Source organism: Corynebacterium lipophilum (genome assembly GCF_024102595.1).
Taxonomy (GTDB): Bacteria; Actinomycetota; Actinomycetes; order Mycobacteriales; family Mycobacteriaceae; genus Corynebacterium; species Corynebacterium pseudogenitalium.
On the sequence record NZ_JAEUWV010000011.1, the window covers coordinates 24310 to 40711 of the forward strand.

The following is a 16402-nucleotide window of genomic DNA, read 5'->3' on the forward strand; positions in this document are numbered from 1 at the left end:
GAACAGGTAAGCATGGCCTTGAAAGGGTAATGCTCGTATCGGTTGATGTGCACGGTTAGGTACACCTCCCAGAAAGCGAGTAAGGTTAGACTTGCCTAATAAGGATGGTGTTTACGTGAACGATAGTGTAACGGATCAGGTTGTTGACGGTGAGTATGGGTCCGCGAAGGAAAAATCTGTCGCTGGCCAGAACGCGATCCGTCAGCTATCGCAGCCGGTGAAAGGCAAACTGTTTATCGCGCAGGTTTTGGCTTTTCTCTCAGGCGTGTTGGCTATTGCCCCGTATGTGGCTCTGGTGGAGCTTGGCAGAGAACTTATGCAAGACCAGGTGGACCCGGCGCGGGTGAACTGGATCGTCATGCTCCTCGTCAGCGCATACATGGCCCGGTTGACCTTATATTTTGTTGCATTGGGCGTGACGCATTTTATTGACCTGTCGTTGCGTAATCAGATGCGTCGGCAAATTGCCGCCCGAATGTCGACTGCTCCGCTGTCGTGGTTTACCCGCGAGGGTGAGGGGAAGATCCGCAAGACCATTCAGGATGATACGGCCACGGTGCATACAGTGATCGCGCACGGGCCGATTGAGAAACTGAACGCGATCGTATCCCCGCTCGCCTTGTTGGTGTATGCGTTTGTGGTGGATTGGCGGCTCGCTCTGCTGTCGATTGCGACGATTCCGATTTATGTGGGCATGTATGGCATGTCGATGCGTGGGATGAATGAGAAGACCGCACAAATGGACACCAAGCTCGCTCAGGTTTCGGCAACGATGGCCGAGTTCGTTGCCGGTATCTCAGTGGTGAAAGCATTCGGCAAGGTCGGCCAAGCACATAAAGCCTATTTAGATGCGGCTAACGAGTTTTCTAAGTTCTACCGGGCGTGGTGTATGCCGCTGGTGTCGATGTCGGTCGCCTCATTTTCGTGGGTGTCGATCCCGGTGTTGTTGATCGTGAACCTTGGCGGTGGCGCGTTGATGATGAACGCCGGTTGGGTGAGCATCTACGAGGTGATAACGACGACGTTGATCGCCTTGGTGCTGCCGGGAGCGTTGATGGCAGTCGCAACCATCGCCTGGTCGTACCAGCTCGCAGGGTCTGCCGCAGTGAGGCTGGTGAACGTCATGGAGCTACCAGCGTTGAGTCAGCCCGATGCGCCACAGACACCACACGGTCATGATATCGAGATTCGGGGTGTGTCGTATGCCTATGACGACACCCAGGCATTAGACGAGGTGAGCCTGAGCATTCCGGCAGGCACGGTGACCGCGCTGGTTGGCCCGTCGGGTGCGGGGAAGTCGACGTTGGCGAGTTTAATTGCCCGCTTCGATGACCCGGACGCTGGCACGATCACTATCGGCGGGGTTGATCTAAAGAGCATTTCCCAGGATTTGTTGTATTCGACGGTCGCGTTCGTCTTGCAAGATGCACAGCTTATTCGCGACACCATCCACAACAACATTGCCCTGGGCGCGCCAGACGCAACCTTGGATCAGGTGCGACAGGCGGCGAGAGCCGCGCAGATCGACGAGTTCATCATGAGCCTGCCAGATGGTTACGACACCGTGTTGGGGGAGGACACCCACGTTTCGGGCGGGCAGGCAGCCCGTATCGCGATCGCCCGGGCGCTCATGGTTGATGCCCCAGTGTTGGTGCTGGACGAGGCGACGGCGATGGCGGACCCGGAATCGGAATCGAAAATTCAACAAGCTCTCTCGACTCTTGCCAAAGGCAGAACCGTGATTGTGATCGCCCACCGGTTGGCGTCGATCAGGGGCGCGGATCAGATTGTCGTCATGGAACGCGGGCGCATTGCTGTGGTCGGTAAACACGACGAGCTGTTGGGTAATGCGCACTATCAGGCACTTCTTGCCCAAGGTGCATGTGAGGAGATGACACGATGAATCAACTATTGCTGCCACGCTTTAAGCGTTTGATGGAACCCGCCTCGTGGCGTGACCTCTCGGTCGGTCAAGCGTGGGGTGCGGTCTCAGGACTGTGTCACGGCTTTGCCCTGCTGATTCTGCTTCCCGCAGCAAGTGCCCTAGCGACCGGAATGCCGGTGTGGGGGTTATCGTTTTGGGGCTGGCTCATCGCCTTGGCGGTGATCTCGGTAGCGGGTGTAGGCACCGAGTTTTATGGCATGCGCACCGGCTATATTGGCGCGCTCGGGTTCATTCACGACGTCCACCACGCAATAGGTAACAAAGTAGCCCGCCTACCGTTGGGAGTGTTCGATTCGGGTAGCTCTGGCCGACTGTCGCGCATGGTCACCCAGGAAATGATGAACTTGGGCGAGTCGGCGGCGCACTTCATTTTCTCCCTCGTCCAAAAACTCTCAGCCGTGCTGGTGATCACTGTGGGAACCTGGTTCTGGGATTGGCGGCTGGGACTGACCTTGACGATCGCGTTCCCGATCATGCTCGCCTTCCTCCATATCTCCCGCGTGCTTCTTGATAAAGGTAAGCAGGTTTCCGAACCAGCTGAGTCAGAATTGGCGGCTCGCATGGTCGAATTCGCCACCTGCCAAGGCGCGCTGCGCTCCTGCCATGTCGCCGACGACTACCCGGCCCTTGATCGGGCATTCAAACAGGCTGACCGCAAAAGCCGCAAAGCATTGTGGATCGAAACATTAGCGAACCTGATTAATGGAATGTTCGTCCAAGCCCTTGTCGTGATAATGATCTGGCTGACCGCCCAACTCGCCCTCGGCGGGCAAATGAATGCGCTGAACGCCGTGGTCACAATCGGCATGTGCCTGCGGTTCACCACCATGCTCCAAGACATCGGTGGCTGCATGACCGGGCTGGAAGAACGCCGCCAGCAGATGAACCACGTCGACAAGGTCATGGATGCCCCCGAACTGTCCGAACCCGATGCCTCTACACCAGTGAGGGCACCTGGTGATGTTCGTTTCGAGGACGTCACCTTCAGCTACGATCCGGACACCCCGGTGCTGCACGATATGTCCTTCCATGTCCCGCAAGGCGGCATGTGTGCCCTGGTTGGTCCATCTGGGTGCGGGAAGACGACGATCGCCCGGATGGTTGCACGTTTCTGGGATGTGCAGTCCGGCAGCGTGCGCGTTGGCGGAGTGGACGTGCGCGAGCAGACCACCGAAGATTTGATGCGCCAGATATCTCTGGTCTTCCAAGACGTCTACTTATTCAACGACACTCTCGAAGCCAACATTCGCCTTGGCAATCCCGAAGCTACTGATGAAGAAATCAGGTGGGCCGCTGAGCTGTCGGGCGTGACGGAAATTGTCAACCGCCTCCCAGACGGCTGGAATTCATTGGCGGGTGCTGGCGGGCGTGCACTGTCAGGTGGGGAACGCCAACGAGTGTCCATCGCTCGCGCCTTGGTGAAGAAAGCCCCGATCGTGCTGTTCGATGAGGCCACCAGCGCGTTGGACGCGGAAAACGAAGCCAACATTGTTGCGGCGATGAACGAGCTGCGTAAGCACTCCACACTAATTGTCATCGCCCACAAACTTGAAACCATTCGCCAAGCTGACCAAATCATTGTGCTCTCCCACGATGGGCGTATCGCCAAGCGCGGGTGCCACGACGAGCTGGTCAACCAGCCGGGTCAATACCGCGATTTCTGGCAAGAACGCATCAACGCAGCTGGATGGCAACTCGTCTAAACACAGCACGTATAAGCACATGAAAGGAAAAACTATGTCTACGCCTACATCCTCGCGCCTCAACACGCGCGACTTCATCAACATTGGCGTCTTCACCGCCTTGATGTTCGTCATCGTGTTTGCATTCGGAATGCTCGGGTTCATCCCCGCCGCCATGTATGCCGGCTTCTTGCTTTCTATTCTCGTTAACGGCATCGTCTTTGCGCTGTTCACAGCACGCACTCCGAAGATGGGGGCATTGACAATCATGCTGATTATCATCGAAATCCTCTTCTTCGTGACCGGCCACTGGGTAGGGGGAATCGCGGTGGCCGCTGTATTCGGCCTGCTCGCCGACCTAGTCATTACCAAGGGGCCGAAGAGCGTGAAGGTTCGCGTTCCGCTGGCATACGCACTGTTTATTCTGCCGATCTATGTTTCCCCGTGGATGCCGCTATTTATGGACCAAGACGCATATATGTCGCAGATCGCCGAACAAATGGGCGCCGAGTATGCCGCGAAGATGGCGCAGGTTGTCACGATTCCGATTCTGTTGGGCTTCTTCGTTGTGATGCTCATCGTGGGCTGGCTTGCTGGTCTGTTGGGAACCAGGGTGGCGCGTAAGCACTTTGAACGGGCCGGTCTTGTCTAAACTTCCCGACCCGCGCACGATTATCGTAGCGCTCGTCATCGTCTCCACCACGATCTACAGTGCCTACTCGCCGTGGTTCGTGTGTGCTCTGGGCGGATTCGCCGCCGTGATGCTGGCGAGCGCTGCGATCAACCCCAACACGCTCGTGCGCCCGAGCTGGGTGGCCGTCTACCTGGCCACGTTTGCGGTCCTCGGCGGGCTCGTCTTCGTGATACCACTGGTGTGGAAGTCAACGGTCAGCGCGTTCCTCATGCTGTTTTTGCAGTGGATGTGGCGATTCAGTGTCAGCGCAGGCATGGGCGCATACGCGATCGGTGTAATCCGACCCGCCACCTTGCAAAAAGCACTCGTCAGCTCACGGATCCCGACCTGTTTCACGATCCCAATCTCGGTTGCCTTACGGGTGCTGCCCGTGATCGGCCACGAGGTTAAAGCGATCTCAGATGCGATGAAACTACGCGGCATGTCTGCGTTTTCCCTGCGCGCGGCCCAGTACTTCACAATCCCGCTGCTATCGACCGTGGTACGCAGCGGGGACGAACTGGCATCTGCTGCCCTCGTGCGAGGACTGGGCGGAACCACAAAGCCCACCTCAGTCACGGTCGTGAAATTCCGTGTGATCGACGCAGTCATTCTGCTCGTCGTTATCGGCTTCGCGATATGGAGAATCGTCCTATGACAATAACCCAAGCCACCGGCGTCACCTTCACCTATCGAGGAGCAGACCACCCCTCAATCACTGACGCAACCATCACCATCACACCTGGAACCGTCACCTTGCTGTGTGGCGCATCGGGATCGGGGAAAACCACCGCGCTACGGCTGTTTAACGGGCTCATCCCGCACTTTCACGACGGCGACCTTACCGGAAGCGTCACAGTCGACGACATTGACGTGGCACGAGTAGATCTATCAGAGCTTGCCCACCACTGTTCGACAGTGTTTCAAAACCCACGCACCCAATTCTACACCACTCACGTGCGCCAAGAACTCGCCTTCGGCCCAGAAAATCTCGGCCGCGCCCCGCAGGAGATCTGTGCCCGCATTGACGAGGTTGCAGCCGAGTTAGGTATCGCCGACCTGTTGGAATCCCGCGTCACACAGCTGTCGGGCGGGCAGATGCAACGCGTGGCCTGCGCCGTCGCCATGTGCAACAACACGTCGCTGATCGTCTTTGACGAGCCGACCGCGAACCTATCAGCTGATCTTATCGGCCAACTCGCCACACTCATCGCCAGGCTCAAAGCTGATGGACACACGATCATCATTGCTGAACACCGGCTAAGTTTTCTTTCCGGGATCGCTGACCGTGTCTACTGCTTCGACAAAGGCAAGATCGCCCTCACCGCAACCGGCGAAGAGTTCTACGCTACCTCGGATGAGGAGCGCAAACAGCTTGGACTGCGATCCCTAGTGACTGTGTCTATGCCACAACTTCCGGAACCGGCAGGGGAGGGGCTCACGATCGACAACCTCACCTTCGCCTACCGGCAGGGGAAAACGGTTCTCAACGTCGACCATGTGCTCTTTCCGGCAGGGAAAATCACAGCGCTCCTCGGCCCGTGCGGTTCAGGGAAATCAACCCTGGCACGCATTGTTTGCGGACTAGAAAAAGCCAAACACGCATCCATCACACTCAATGGACAAAAATTCCCCAGCCGTGACGCCTACCTTGTGATGCAAGACCCTACCCGACAGTTGTTCTCAGATACCGTCATCGACGAAGTCACGCTCGGCACGACCAAAGCCGAAAAGCAACACATCGATGCCCACGCGATCCTTGAAGAACTCGACCTTGCCGACCACGAGGCTGACCATCCCCAAGCACTCTCTGGCGGGCAGCGCCAACGCCTGGTTATTGCTACAGCGCTTGCTGCGAACAAGAAAGTTTACATCTTCGACGAACCCACGTCCGGTGTTGGCTACAAGCACCTTGTCGCGATTTCCCGAGTAATGCGTAAACTCGCTGACACTGGTGCCGTCGTCATTGTCATCACCCACGACGCTGAACTCGTTACCGAGGTCGCCGACCATAGCGTCCGCCTTGACCAGATCAACGCCTGCTAACGCAAACGCTCGCTCAGCCGAAAGAGAGGAAAGCGCTTCCGCAGGTCAGAGCTAATGCGCTATACACTCGCTAACGCAAGCGATTTTCTTGACCCCCTTGGGGCGTACGCGCTAACGCAAACGCCTACTTATCATTTTCGACGTCATAGTGGAGCCGGCGACGGGAATCGAACCCGCACTCTCAGCTTGGGAAGCTGATGTTCTACCACTAAACTACGCCGGCAGCGCATGTAATGCAGCAGTGGGTAATTTTAGCACCGCGCTGCTAATTCGCCAAACGCTAGCGGGCTGCGTCGGACCCGTCGGGGAGTGCGCTGAGTGAGCAGGCGCGCTGGTTGGGGGTGCGGTCGTCGGCGGTGCGCTCGAGGCCCCACCGGGTGAGGGCCGCGACGGTGAGGTCGGACTGCATGTTGGGGTGCAGGACTCGGCCGGAGTTCGGGCAGGATGCTTCGATGTTGATGTTGGCGACGTCCGCTCCGTCGACGGCCTGCAGGATTGAAGTGCTGTTTGGGGTGGCGGTGGTGTCGGATGGTGAGTAGAGCGTGGTGTATACGATTCCGGCTTGGGTGTCGGGAAGCGTGTTGAGCGCTTGGATGACGGGGGAGTCGTTGAGTTGTTGGACTGCGCCTGGTCCTGCAAAGAACGCTGCGAGACGCGGGAATGCGCGGGCGATGGGGGAGAGGATTTTGCCGGTGCCGTTGAGGTCGGTGCCGTGGAAGGTGGCGCCAACGGTGACTGCGCGGCGGACGTTGTCGCCTCCGCCGAGTTCGGCGATGTACTTCTTTACGAGTAGACCACCTTGGGAGTGGGCAACCAGGTCGACTTGGTCGGATCCGGTTGCTTCTTTGACTCGTTCGACGTTGCGGGCGAGTTCGCGTGCGGAGCTGTTGATGTCGGCGTTGCCGTAGGAGCCAGGGAAGAGAGATGGGAGTCCGCTGCCACGGCCGTAGTCGAAGCCCCATACGCAGTAGCCTGCGGCTTTGAGGGCGACGGCGTTTTGGGCCCACTTTTCGGTGTTTGCGGAGGTGCCGTGTACATAGAGCACGGGTGTTGTTTTGTCGGCGGCGGGGACGCAAGAGGCGTCGTTAAATATGTCGCTGGTGTTCGCTGTGGCGATTGGGGCGCCGCTGACCGCGAGAGCGGCGGTCAGGAGAATGGTCGAGAGGATTCGGTGCATGCGTTTACTTTAGCCCCACCCCAAAGCAGGCTAGACTAGGCGCCGTGCTTCTTTCAGACCATGACATTCGTGACGCCGTTGATTCGGGACGCCTCGGTATTGCGCCGTATGACGCTGCGTTGGTGCAGCCGTCGTCGGTGGATGTGCGTTTGGATCGGTTCTTCCGCGTGTTCAATAACTCGCGCTATACCCATATTGATCCGCGTGAGGAGATGCCGAATCTGACTACGCTGGTGGAGGTCCCTGAGGGTGAGGGGTTTGTGCTGCACCCGGGTGAGTTTGTCTTGGCGTCGACGTTGGAGAAGTTCACGTTGCCAGCCGATTTGGCTGGGCGTCTAGAGGGCAAGAGTTCTCTGGGCAGGCTTGGCCTGTTGACGCACTCGACGGCCGGGTTCATCGATCCGGGGTTTTCGGGCTACATCACGCTTGAGCTGTCGAATGTGGCGAATTTGCCGATTGTGTTGTGGCCGGAGATGAAGGTCGGCCAGTTGGCGTTGTTCGCGATGACGTCGCCGGCGGAGGTGCCGTACGGCAGTGGCGCGTTGGGCTCGAAGTATCAGGGGCAGCGGGGTCCGACGCCGTCGAAGGCGTACTTGAACTTCCGTTAGGGGGCCGTACGCATGCGGTTGTCGGTGGTCGGCGCGGGGTATTTGGGGGCGACGCACGCCGCGTGCATGGCTGAGCTTGGCCACGAGGTCCTGGCGGTGGATACGGACGCGGCGAAGGTTGCGGCGTTGCAGTCGGGGAGGGCGCCGTTTTTCGAGCCCGGCCTCGACACATTGCTGCAGCGCCACACGGCGTCGGGTCGGCTGCGCTTCACCACCGATCTGCGCGAGGTAGCGGGGTTCGCGAGGGTGCATTTTTTGGCCGTCGGCACGCCGCAGGTTTCCGGTGGGCTCGCCGCGGACACTTCATTTCTTGACGACGCCACCTCCCACCTCTCCGCAATCCTTGAGGGGGAGCACCTGGTGGTGGGCAAGTCGACGGTGCCGGTGGGCACTGCGCGCCGCCTGCAGGAGCGCCTCCCGGATGCGGTGGAGGTGGCGTGGAACCCGGAGTTTCTGCGCGAGGGCCACGCGGTGAGCGATACGTTGGCGCCGGACCGGATCGTGGTGGGGCAGCGTCCGGGTGGGCGCGCGGAGCAGGTGCTGCGGGAGGTGTACGCCACTCCTATTGAGCATGGCTCACCAATTGTGGTGACGGATCTTCCCACCGCTGAGCTGGTGAAAGTGGCGGCGAATGCGTTTTTGGCCACGAAGATTTCCTTCATCAACGCGGTCGCGGAGGTGTGCGACGCCGCAGGCGCGGACGTCACCCAGCTTGCGGACGCCATCGGGTTGGACGCGCGCATCGGGCGCCAGTTCCTGAACGCAGGGCTCGGCTTCGGCGGCGGCTGCCTACCGAAGGACGTCCGGGCGTTCATCGCACGCGCCGAGGAGCTCGGCGCCGGGGATTCGGTGCGCTTCCTCCGGGAGGTCGACGCCATCAACCAGGGGCGCCGCGCCCGCATCGTTGACCTGGTGCGACGGGAGCTAGATACGCTGGAGGGGCGCACCATCGCGGTGTTGGGGGCGGCGTTCAAACCGAACTCGGATGACATCCGGGATTCGCCGGCGCTCGACGTCGCGCAGCGCCTCTTCGAGGCCGGTGCTCGCGTGCGCGTCCACGACCCGAAGGCCCTCGACAACGCCCGCGCCGCCTACCCCGACCTTGACTTTCCCGGCACGCTCGCGCAGGCCACCGCTGGCGCGGACCTGTGCATCCTGGCGACCGAGTGGGATGCGTTCCTGCAGCCGCTGGTGGGCGTCGATAAGCGAGTAATTATCGACGCCCGCAACGCCCTCGACCTGCCCACCTGGCAGCAGGCGGGCTGGCGCGTCATCCGCTAGTGCTGGTGGTAATCCGAAAGGAAGTTGCCGAGGCGCTCGATGGCGTTCTCCAGCTGTGACGCCCACGGCAGCGTGACCACGCGGAAGTGGTCCGGGGTGGGGTAGTTGAAGCCGGTGCCCTGCACCATAAGGATCTTCTCGCTCTTGAGCAGATCCAGCATGAAACGCTCGTCGTCGTGGATGTGGTACATCTCCGTGTCGATCTTCGGGAAGGCATACAGGGCACCCTTCGGCTCCACGACGGAGATGCCCGGGATCTCGCGGAGCTTGCGCACGGCGACGTTACGCTGCTTGTGCAGGCGGCCGCCGTCCGCGGTGAGCTCGTAGATCGACTGGCGTCCACCCAGGGCCACCTGGATCGCGTGCTGGCCAGGCACGTTCGCGCACAGTCGCGTGCCCGACAGCAGGTCCAGCCCCTCGATGAGGCCCTTAGCACGGCGGCGCGGCCCCGTAATCACCATCCAGCCAGCGCGGTAGCCGCACACGCGGTACGCCTTCGACAGGCCGTTGAAGGTCAGGGTGATCACGTCCGGGGCAACCTCCGCCATGGAGATGTGCTGGGCGCCGTCGTAAAGAATGCGGTCATAGATCTCGTCGGCGAAGATCATCAGCTCGTGCTCGCGCGCAATGTTCGCGATGCCCTCTAGCGTCTCCCGCGAGTACACCGCACCCGTCGGGTTGTTCGGGTTAATCACCACGATGGCCTTCGTCTTGCTGGTCACCTTGGAGCGGATGTCCTCCAGCGAGGGGTTCCAGTCGTCCTCCTCGTCGCACTTGTAGTGCACCACCTTGCCGCCCGCAAGTGTCGACGCCGCCGTCCACAGCGGGTAATCCGGCGTCGGAATGAGGATCTCATCACCCTCGTTCAGGGAGGCCTGCGTGACCATGCTGATCAGCTCAGACACACCGTTGCCCAGGTACACATCATCAATGTCGAACGCCGGGAAGTCCGGAATCATCTCGTAGCGCGTGACAATCGCGCGCCGTGCCGAAATAATGCCTTTCGACGTGGTGTAGCCCTGGGACGTCGGCAAATTGGCAATCATGTCGCGCATGATCACATCCGGCGCCTCGAACCCGAACACGGCCGGGTTGCCCGTGTTCAGCTTCAGGATGGTGTGGCCGTCACGCTCCATCTCCTCAGCGGTCGCGCTCACCGGGCCGCGAATGTCATAAAACACGTTCTTCAGCTTCTCGGCCTGGTCAAAGTGCCGGTGCCGCTTAAAAGGCGTGTGCTGCGGGGTTGTTTGTTCTGGTGCTTCTGATTGCTTCTTGTTGGCCATGTGCCAATACTAGCGCCCGAACCTAACCACGTTTGTTGAACCGCTGCATCGTCTGCTGCGCGATATTCAACGCATCGTTCTTGAGTTGGTCCATCTGCTGGCGCTGCTGCTGCTTCCGCATCGCGATCTCCGCCGCCTGATGCGACTGCAACTCCAACTGCTGCATCTTGACCGCCTGGCGCTGCGCCCGCTGAATCTGCCGCACCGACGGCGCGTACCAGCTGTCCGGCCCGACCTTCATCACGTACAGCAGGATAAACACGGTCGGGATGATGAGCAGTGACAGTGTGGCTAGGGCGTCCGCCCCCATCTCTGCAAAGACGCCGATGAATGCGAGGCTGGCGATCGTCGACAAGCCCATCAGACCACCGCGCACATTGCGACCCCTCCTGCGGGCCAGCTCAATGTCCTTGCTGGTGTACACCGGGGAGTTCTGGACCTGCGGCGCCGGTACCTGACACTGGCCCGGCTTCTGCGGCAAATCTTGGAACAACGCCATCAAGTCCGGCGAGTACTCCGCCTTCGCGACAGCCGCACACCGCCTATCGAACTCGTCCATGGTCAGACGCCCTTCCCCGAACGCCACCGACAACGCCGTCACCGCGTCATTGCGGTCGGTGTCGCTGATGCGGTAGTTGAACTGGAAATTCGGATTCGGCTGAGGCATGGTCATAGCTCCTAAGCATACTTGGCTGGTGCGCGGGTGTTCCGGGGCTGGTTGTTGGCGCTTGTCTTGGTCGGCATTTCTGAAATAGTTCCCGCGACCGGGAACTATTTGGCGTGAGCTGCCTGTTCCGGTCGACCAGTTGCTGCGTTTCCCCAGGTGGTGACGCATGTCCACGAAGAAAGGTCCCGGGTTCAACCTGAATTGCGGGAACTTTCTGTCACGAGGGGACGAGGGACAAGGTTGGGTTTTGCCAACCCCTACGACACCCAGTTGGTGATGAATATCGCCAGCAGCGGCAGCGCGAAGAACACGCTGCCGACCCAGATGAAGATGTACACCTTGTTCTTATCGGCGAGTCCGGCGAGCCACTCGGCACCCTTCGGAGGGAGCTCGCGCAGGAAGGGCAACGACATGATGATGATCGCTGCGAAGGTGTTGAAGAGGGTGTGTACCAGGGCGGTCTGCATGGCGACCTCGGCGACCTCGGGCGGCGCGGAGAACGCCGCAATCAGCCCGGTGACGGTGGTGCCGATGTTGGCGCCGACCACGAACGGGAACAGGTCCCGCATGTGGAACTTGCCCGACGCCGCCAGCGGCACCGTCAGGGACGTGGTGGTGGAGGAGGACTGCACCGCCGTGGTGATGACGGCGCCGGAAAGCACACCGGAGAGGGTGCCCTTGCCGAGTGCCGCGTGCAGGAACTCCTGCGCCCGGCCGACCAGCAGCGTGCCGAGCATGTTGCCGATGAACCCGATGACCACCATGATCAGCGCAATGCCGCCAATGGAGAGGACGATGCCTCCCCACACGGGGCTCAGCGGGCTCACGATGGTTTCGGCGAGGGAGACGAGTGGTTCGGTGATGGCGTCGACAAAGTCGCCGATGCCGCTGAAGATCGTGTTGAGGATGCCGCCGGAACCACCGCTGGTGTAGTGTGCGATCGCGCCCGAGGTTTTCTGCAGGAAGCCCGTGGCGAGCTCGAGTGGCATGAAGATGGCCAGCGCGATCAGGTTAAAGAAGTCGTGCACAGTGGCCATCGCGAAGGCGCGGCGGAACTGCTCCTTGTTACCGGAAAGGCCGAGCGCGACGAGGGTGGCGGTGACGGTGGTGCCCAGGTTGGCGCCGAAGAGCATCGGGATGGCGATTTCGATGGGCAGGCCACCCGCAACCATGCCGACAGTAATCGACGTGGTGGTGGAGGAGGACTGCATAATCGCCGTGGCGAGGATACCGATGCCCAGGCCCACGAACGGGTTCTGTGCAAACGAGAAGAGCTCCTCGGCGCGGTCACCGGCGGCCATCTGGAAGCCGCCGCCGATCATGCTCACCGCGTTGAGCAACAGCCACACCGCGATGACGACGGACATCCAGTCCACGAAGGTCTTGAAGGGGCCACCGAACGGCAGGAAACCCAGTGGGTCTTTCTTACCTGCGTCTGCCCCGTCGGGGTGATGCGTGAACGTCGTTGTCGCGGTGTCCATGCTCATATGATGAAGCGCTTCCTGTCGTCGAAAACTCTCGCCAAAAAGGGCCCTAGTTGTGGGCCAACGTATCACCATAATGTTCGCACGTGCACGGCCGGTAACACCAAAGTGAACTTTAGGCGAACTTATCGCAGCTGCCGCGCGTACCAGCCCGGGATCGAGTTTGACGACGTCGTGGGCTGGTCAAGGTCCATAGAAACAGGAGACAGCAGTTCGGGCCCGAAGTACAGCTCCGGGTAGGAGCCGGTCATCCAGTACTTCTTGTCTTTCCATACCCCGCCGGAGGTGACGGCGACGAAGCCGCGGCCCGGGATCCAGATGGGGCCGCCGGAGTCACCGTGGCGAGGCCCTGCGATGGAGGTGGCGATCATGTTGCCGCGCACCCCAGTGACGTGCCCGCAGAACTCGCGGCGCGTGGTGGCGCCGTAGGAGCAGACGCGCTCGCCCCGGCGCACCGCGTTGGGGTGGACTTTCGCGTTGCCGGAGAACCGGTTGGCGCCGGCGGTAGCGCCGGAGAGGGTGACGTAGGCGAAGTCGTTCGGGCCGTCGGCGCTCACTAACCAGCCTGGGAAGGAGACCACCGTGCCGATGCGTCGGCCGCTGCCGTCAAGGACCTGCTGGAACGGGAACTTCACGCAGTGCCGCGCGATGGCGATCTGGTTGCGCGCATGGTCCACGTAGCCGACGGTGCAGATACCGTAGGCGAGCCCCATGTCGAGGCGGACGCGGTCGCCCTGGTTCACCACCGGCCGCGCGTCGGCAGCGGGGGCGAGCAGGGAAGCGGCGGTGGCGACGCCCACGCATGCAACGGCGATCTTCTTCAAAAACTGGCGCATAGCCAGCAGCTTACTGCTTGTGGTGTGCGTAGGAGACCATTTCGTCCCACTCGACGATCTTCTTGCGCTCGCGGCTGTGGGTGGCGCACTCCTCGCCGAGCTTGCGCTCTGCTTCATCCAGGCGGTACCAGCCGTCCCAGGTGGTGTAGTCGATGCTGCGCTCGTCGAGCAGGCCGAGGATGGCGTCCGGGTCCTCGTGGGTCGGGGTGTTGAGCTTGCCGGCGTCTGCGTCGGCGATGAGCATGTCGGTCGTTTCCTTCGCGTCCGACTTCGTGTTGCCGATCAGGCCGACCGGGCCGCGCTTGATCCAGCCGGTGACGTAGAGGGAGTCCTCGAAGCCGTCCTCGCCGAGGACGTGGCCGCCGTCGTTCGGGATGACGTGGCGCTCAAGGTCGAACGGGACGCCCTCGACAGGCTCGGAGCGGTAGCCGATAGCGTGGTAGACCTGCTGGACTGGCCAGTCGGTGAACTTGCCGGTGCCGCGCAGCCCGCCCTCGCCGTCGAACTCGGTGCGCTCGGTGCGGATGCCGACGATGTCGTCGCCCTCAGTGAGCACCTCAACTGGGGACTCGAAGAAGTGAATGTGGATCTTGTGCGGGGCATCATCCGGCTCGCGCATCGCGTACTGCTCCAGGACCTGGCAGTTCAGGTCGATGGACTTGTCGGCGCGGCGCAGCTCCTCGGAGGGGCCGTCGTAATCAATGTCTTCAGGGTCGACGAGCACCTGGATGGTGTCCGACTCGTCGAGCTCGCGCAGCTCCTTCGGCGTGAACTTCGCCTGCGCCGGGCCGCGACGGCCGAACATGTGGATGACCTCGGCCTTGTTGTTCTTCAGGGACTCGTAGACGTTGTCCGGGATCTCGGTGACCAGCAGCTCGTCGCCGGTCTTTGCAAGGATGCGGGAGATATCCAGCGCCACATTGCCGACGCCCACCACTGCGACCTCGCGTGCCTCCAGGTTCCAGGAGCGCTCGAAGCGTGGGTTGCCGTCGTAAAACCCGACGAACTCACCGGCGCCGATGGACTTGTCGCCGCCAGGGACGAGGAACTCGCGGTCGCGGACAGCGCCCGCGGAGATGATGATGGCGTCGTAGTACTCGCGCAGCTCATCGATGGTGATGTCGCGACCCACGGTGATGTTGCCCAGGAAGCGCAGGTTCGGCTTGTCCATCACGTTGTGCAGCGACTTGACGATGCCCTTGATGCGCGGGTGGTCCGGGGCGACACCGTAGCGGATGAGGCCGAACGGCGCAGGCATCTGCTCAAACAGGTCGACGTGGATCTCGTGCTCCTGATTGCGGATGAGCAGATCGGATGCGTAAATACCGGCTGGCCCGGCACCTACGACAGCGACGCGCAGACTCATAGAAATATGTCCTTTCGGTTTTCGAGGCTAGTTATCTTAACAATATAGCGCTACGTGCTTAGTTCTTGGAGCGCCTGCCCATTTGTGCCATGTGTTCGCGTACGGCGTTGAAGGCCTCCTTGGAGTCCAAAGTCTGGCTCTGTTGGGTGGCCATTTGGACCTCGTCGGGGGTGACTTCGCCAGTTCGGAGTGAGACCATCTCTGCCCAGTAGCGGAACCAGACGGCCAGGACCGCAGCGACCGGCACCGCGAGGAACGCGCCGACGATGCCGAACAGCGTGCCGCCGAGCGCTACGGAGAGCAGCACGATCGCTGCGTGCAGGCCCATTGCCTGGGACTGCAGGATCGGCTGGAGGATGTTGCTCTCCAGCTGCTGCACCACGATGATGAGCACGAGCACCAGGATGGCGTTGGTCAGGCCGTTGGAGACCAGCGCGATGATCACCGCCAACGCGCCCGCAGTGAACGCACCGATAATAGGGACGAAGCCGGCGAAGAACGTGATCACTGCCAGCACTGGCCACAGCGGCACGCCCAGCAAGAGGAGGCCGAGGCCGATGAAGATGGCGTCGACAGCCGAAACGATCGCCTGCGTGCGGATGAAACCGGACAGCGTATTCCAGGAACGCATGCAGACCTCGGTGAGGTGCCAGCCGGCGCGCACGCCCACGTAGCCCTTGAGCCACGGCAAGAATTTCGGCCCGTCCTTCAGGAAGAAGAAGGTGAGGATCAGGGTCAGCGCCAGGGTGGTGCCGACGGATGCGATCGCCCCGATGCCCGTGAACACGCCCGAGGCGATGTTGGAGGCCTGTCCGCGCAGGACATTGGTGACTTGGTCGATGGTCTCCTGGATCTTGGCTGGGTCGATGAGCTCGTTATCGACGTTGTCGCGCAGCCACTGCGTGATCTGGTCGATGCCCTGCTGCGCCTGGTCGACGAGCTGGGTGCCCTGCGTGCGAACGGTTGGGGCCATGGCGGCGAAGATGCCGCCGATGATGGCGAAGGCCCCCACGAGCACGCCGGCCGCGGCGAGTGCTGGCGGCGCCTTCTTCTTGCGCAGCCAGTCCACCGGCGGCCACAGCACCGTGCACACGATGAGCGCCAGGAAGATCGGCAGCAGTCCCATCCAGACGTACTTCAGCAGGTACAGCAGGATGGCGGTGGCGGCGACGATAATGATGAACCTCGCCGCCCAGGCTGCCGCGGTGCGCCCGTCGGAGGCGATGACCGTGCTGCGGTCAACAGTTTCTTGGGAAAGCTCTTGCGCCGCGTCGGCCGCGGTGGGCTGCGCTTCCGTCTGTGGTTCAACTTTGTTGCTCATACCAAGACATTGTGCCAGACCTGCCAGACATAA

14 protein-coding genes and 1 tRNA gene are annotated in these 16402 nt (G+C 61.2%); 7 read left to right on the top strand and 8 right to left on the bottom strand.

The window, feature by feature from the left end; genetic code table 11:
- Nucleotides 1–115: 115 nt before the first annotated feature.
- The 5 genes from JMN37_RS07855 to JMN37_RS07875 are packed head-to-tail and all read left to right on the top strand — an operon-like array spanning nt 116 to nt 6346.
- Nucleotides 116–1903 (top strand): ABC transporter ATP-binding protein, encoded by a 1788-nt coding sequence (locus JMN37_RS07855; RefSeq protein WP_070361799.1) that lies wholly within the window; start codon nt 116–118, stop codon nt 1901–1903.
- Nucleotides 1900–3648: an ABC transporter ATP-binding protein gene (locus JMN37_RS07860; RefSeq protein ID WP_252931573.1), complete on the top strand. Its 1749-nt coding sequence runs from the start codon at nt 1900–1902 to the stop codon at nt 3646–3648. Before JMN37_RS07855 ends, JMN37_RS07860 begins: the two co-directional genes overlap by 4 nt.
- A 34-nt stretch (nt 3649–3682) precedes the next feature.
- Nucleotides 3683–4279 (top strand): MptD family putative ECF transporter S component, encoded by a 597-nt coding sequence (locus JMN37_RS07865; RefSeq protein WP_070361801.1) that lies wholly within the window; start codon nt 3683–3685, stop codon nt 4277–4279.
- Entirely contained in the window at nt 4272–4958 is a 687-nt protein-coding gene (locus JMN37_RS07870) for an energy-coupling factor transporter transmembrane component T family protein (RefSeq protein ID WP_252931574.1), read from the top strand. Before JMN37_RS07865 ends, JMN37_RS07870 begins: the two co-directional genes overlap by 8 nt.
- Nucleotides 4955–6346 (top strand): ABC transporter ATP-binding protein, encoded by a 1392-nt coding sequence (locus tag JMN37_RS07875; RefSeq protein WP_071573051.1) that lies wholly within the window; start codon nt 4955–4957, stop codon nt 6344–6346. Before JMN37_RS07870 ends, JMN37_RS07875 begins: the two co-directional genes overlap by 4 nt.
- Nucleotides 6347–6495: 149 nt before the next feature.
- On the opposite strand, the gene JMN37_RS07880 is transcribed toward JMN37_RS07875, so the two are convergent.
- Both JMN37_RS07880 and JMN37_RS07885 read right to left on the bottom strand, forming a co-directional pair.
- Nucleotides 6496–6569, bottom strand: a tRNA-Gly gene (locus JMN37_RS07880).
- Between the two features lie 57 nt (nt 6570–6626).
- Nucleotides 6627–7523, bottom strand: a complete 897-nt coding sequence (locus JMN37_RS07885) for an esterase/lipase family protein (protein WP_071573052.1) — start codon at nt 7521–7523, stop codon at nt 6627–6629.
- A gap of 44 nt (nt 7524–7567) precedes the next feature.
- On the opposite strand from JMN37_RS07885, the gene dcd reads away from it, so the two are divergent.
- Nucleotides 7568–8131 carry a dCTP deaminase gene (gene dcd, locus JMN37_RS07890; protein WP_070479603.1) on the top strand — a complete coding sequence of 188 codons (564 nt, stop codon included), beginning with the start codon at nt 7568–7570 and terminating at the stop codon, nt 8129–8131.
- Nucleotides 8132–8143: 12 nt separating this feature from the next.
- Nucleotides 8144–9412, top strand: coding sequence for a UDP-glucose dehydrogenase family protein (locus JMN37_RS07895; protein WP_252931576.1), 1269 nt, complete (start codon nt 8144–8146; stop codon nt 9410–9412).
- Here JMN37_RS07895 and JMN37_RS07900 read toward each other — a convergent pair.
- From JMN37_RS07900 to JMN37_RS07925, 6 genes are all read right to left on the bottom strand, one after another.
- Complete coding sequence (locus tag JMN37_RS07900; RefSeq protein ID WP_252931577.1) at nt 9409–10695, bottom strand: pyridoxal phosphate-dependent aminotransferase; 1287 nt, start codon at nt 10693–10695, stop codon at nt 9409–9411. The genes JMN37_RS07895 and JMN37_RS07900 overlap by 4 nt on opposite strands.
- Nucleotides 10696–10717: 22 nt before the next feature.
- Nucleotides 10718–11368 (bottom strand): DUF1707 SHOCT-like domain-containing protein, encoded by a 651-nt coding sequence (locus JMN37_RS07905; RefSeq protein WP_071573056.1) that lies wholly within the window; start codon nt 11366–11368, stop codon nt 10718–10720.
- 251 nt (nt 11369–11619) lie between these two features.
- A complete protein-coding gene (locus JMN37_RS07910) occupies nt 11620–12849 on the bottom strand; it encodes a Na/Pi symporter (RefSeq protein ID WP_252931579.1) in 1230 nt (409 codons plus the stop codon).
- Nucleotides 12850–12971: 122 nt separating this feature from the next.
- Complete coding sequence (locus JMN37_RS07915; protein WP_252931581.1) at nt 12972–13682, bottom strand: chymotrypsin family serine protease; 711 nt, start codon at nt 13680–13682, stop codon at nt 12972–12974.
- A gap of 10 nt (nt 13683–13692) precedes the next feature.
- A complete protein-coding gene (locus JMN37_RS07920; RefSeq protein ID WP_070479598.1) occupies nt 13693–15048 on the bottom strand; it encodes an FAD-dependent oxidoreductase in 1356 nt (451 codons plus the stop codon).
- A gap of 58 nt (nt 15049–15106) precedes the next feature.
- Entirely contained in the window at nt 15107–16369 is a 1263-nt protein-coding gene (locus JMN37_RS07925) for an AI-2E family transporter (RefSeq protein ID WP_252931582.1), read from the bottom strand.
- Nucleotides 16370–16402 lie beyond the last annotated feature (33 nt).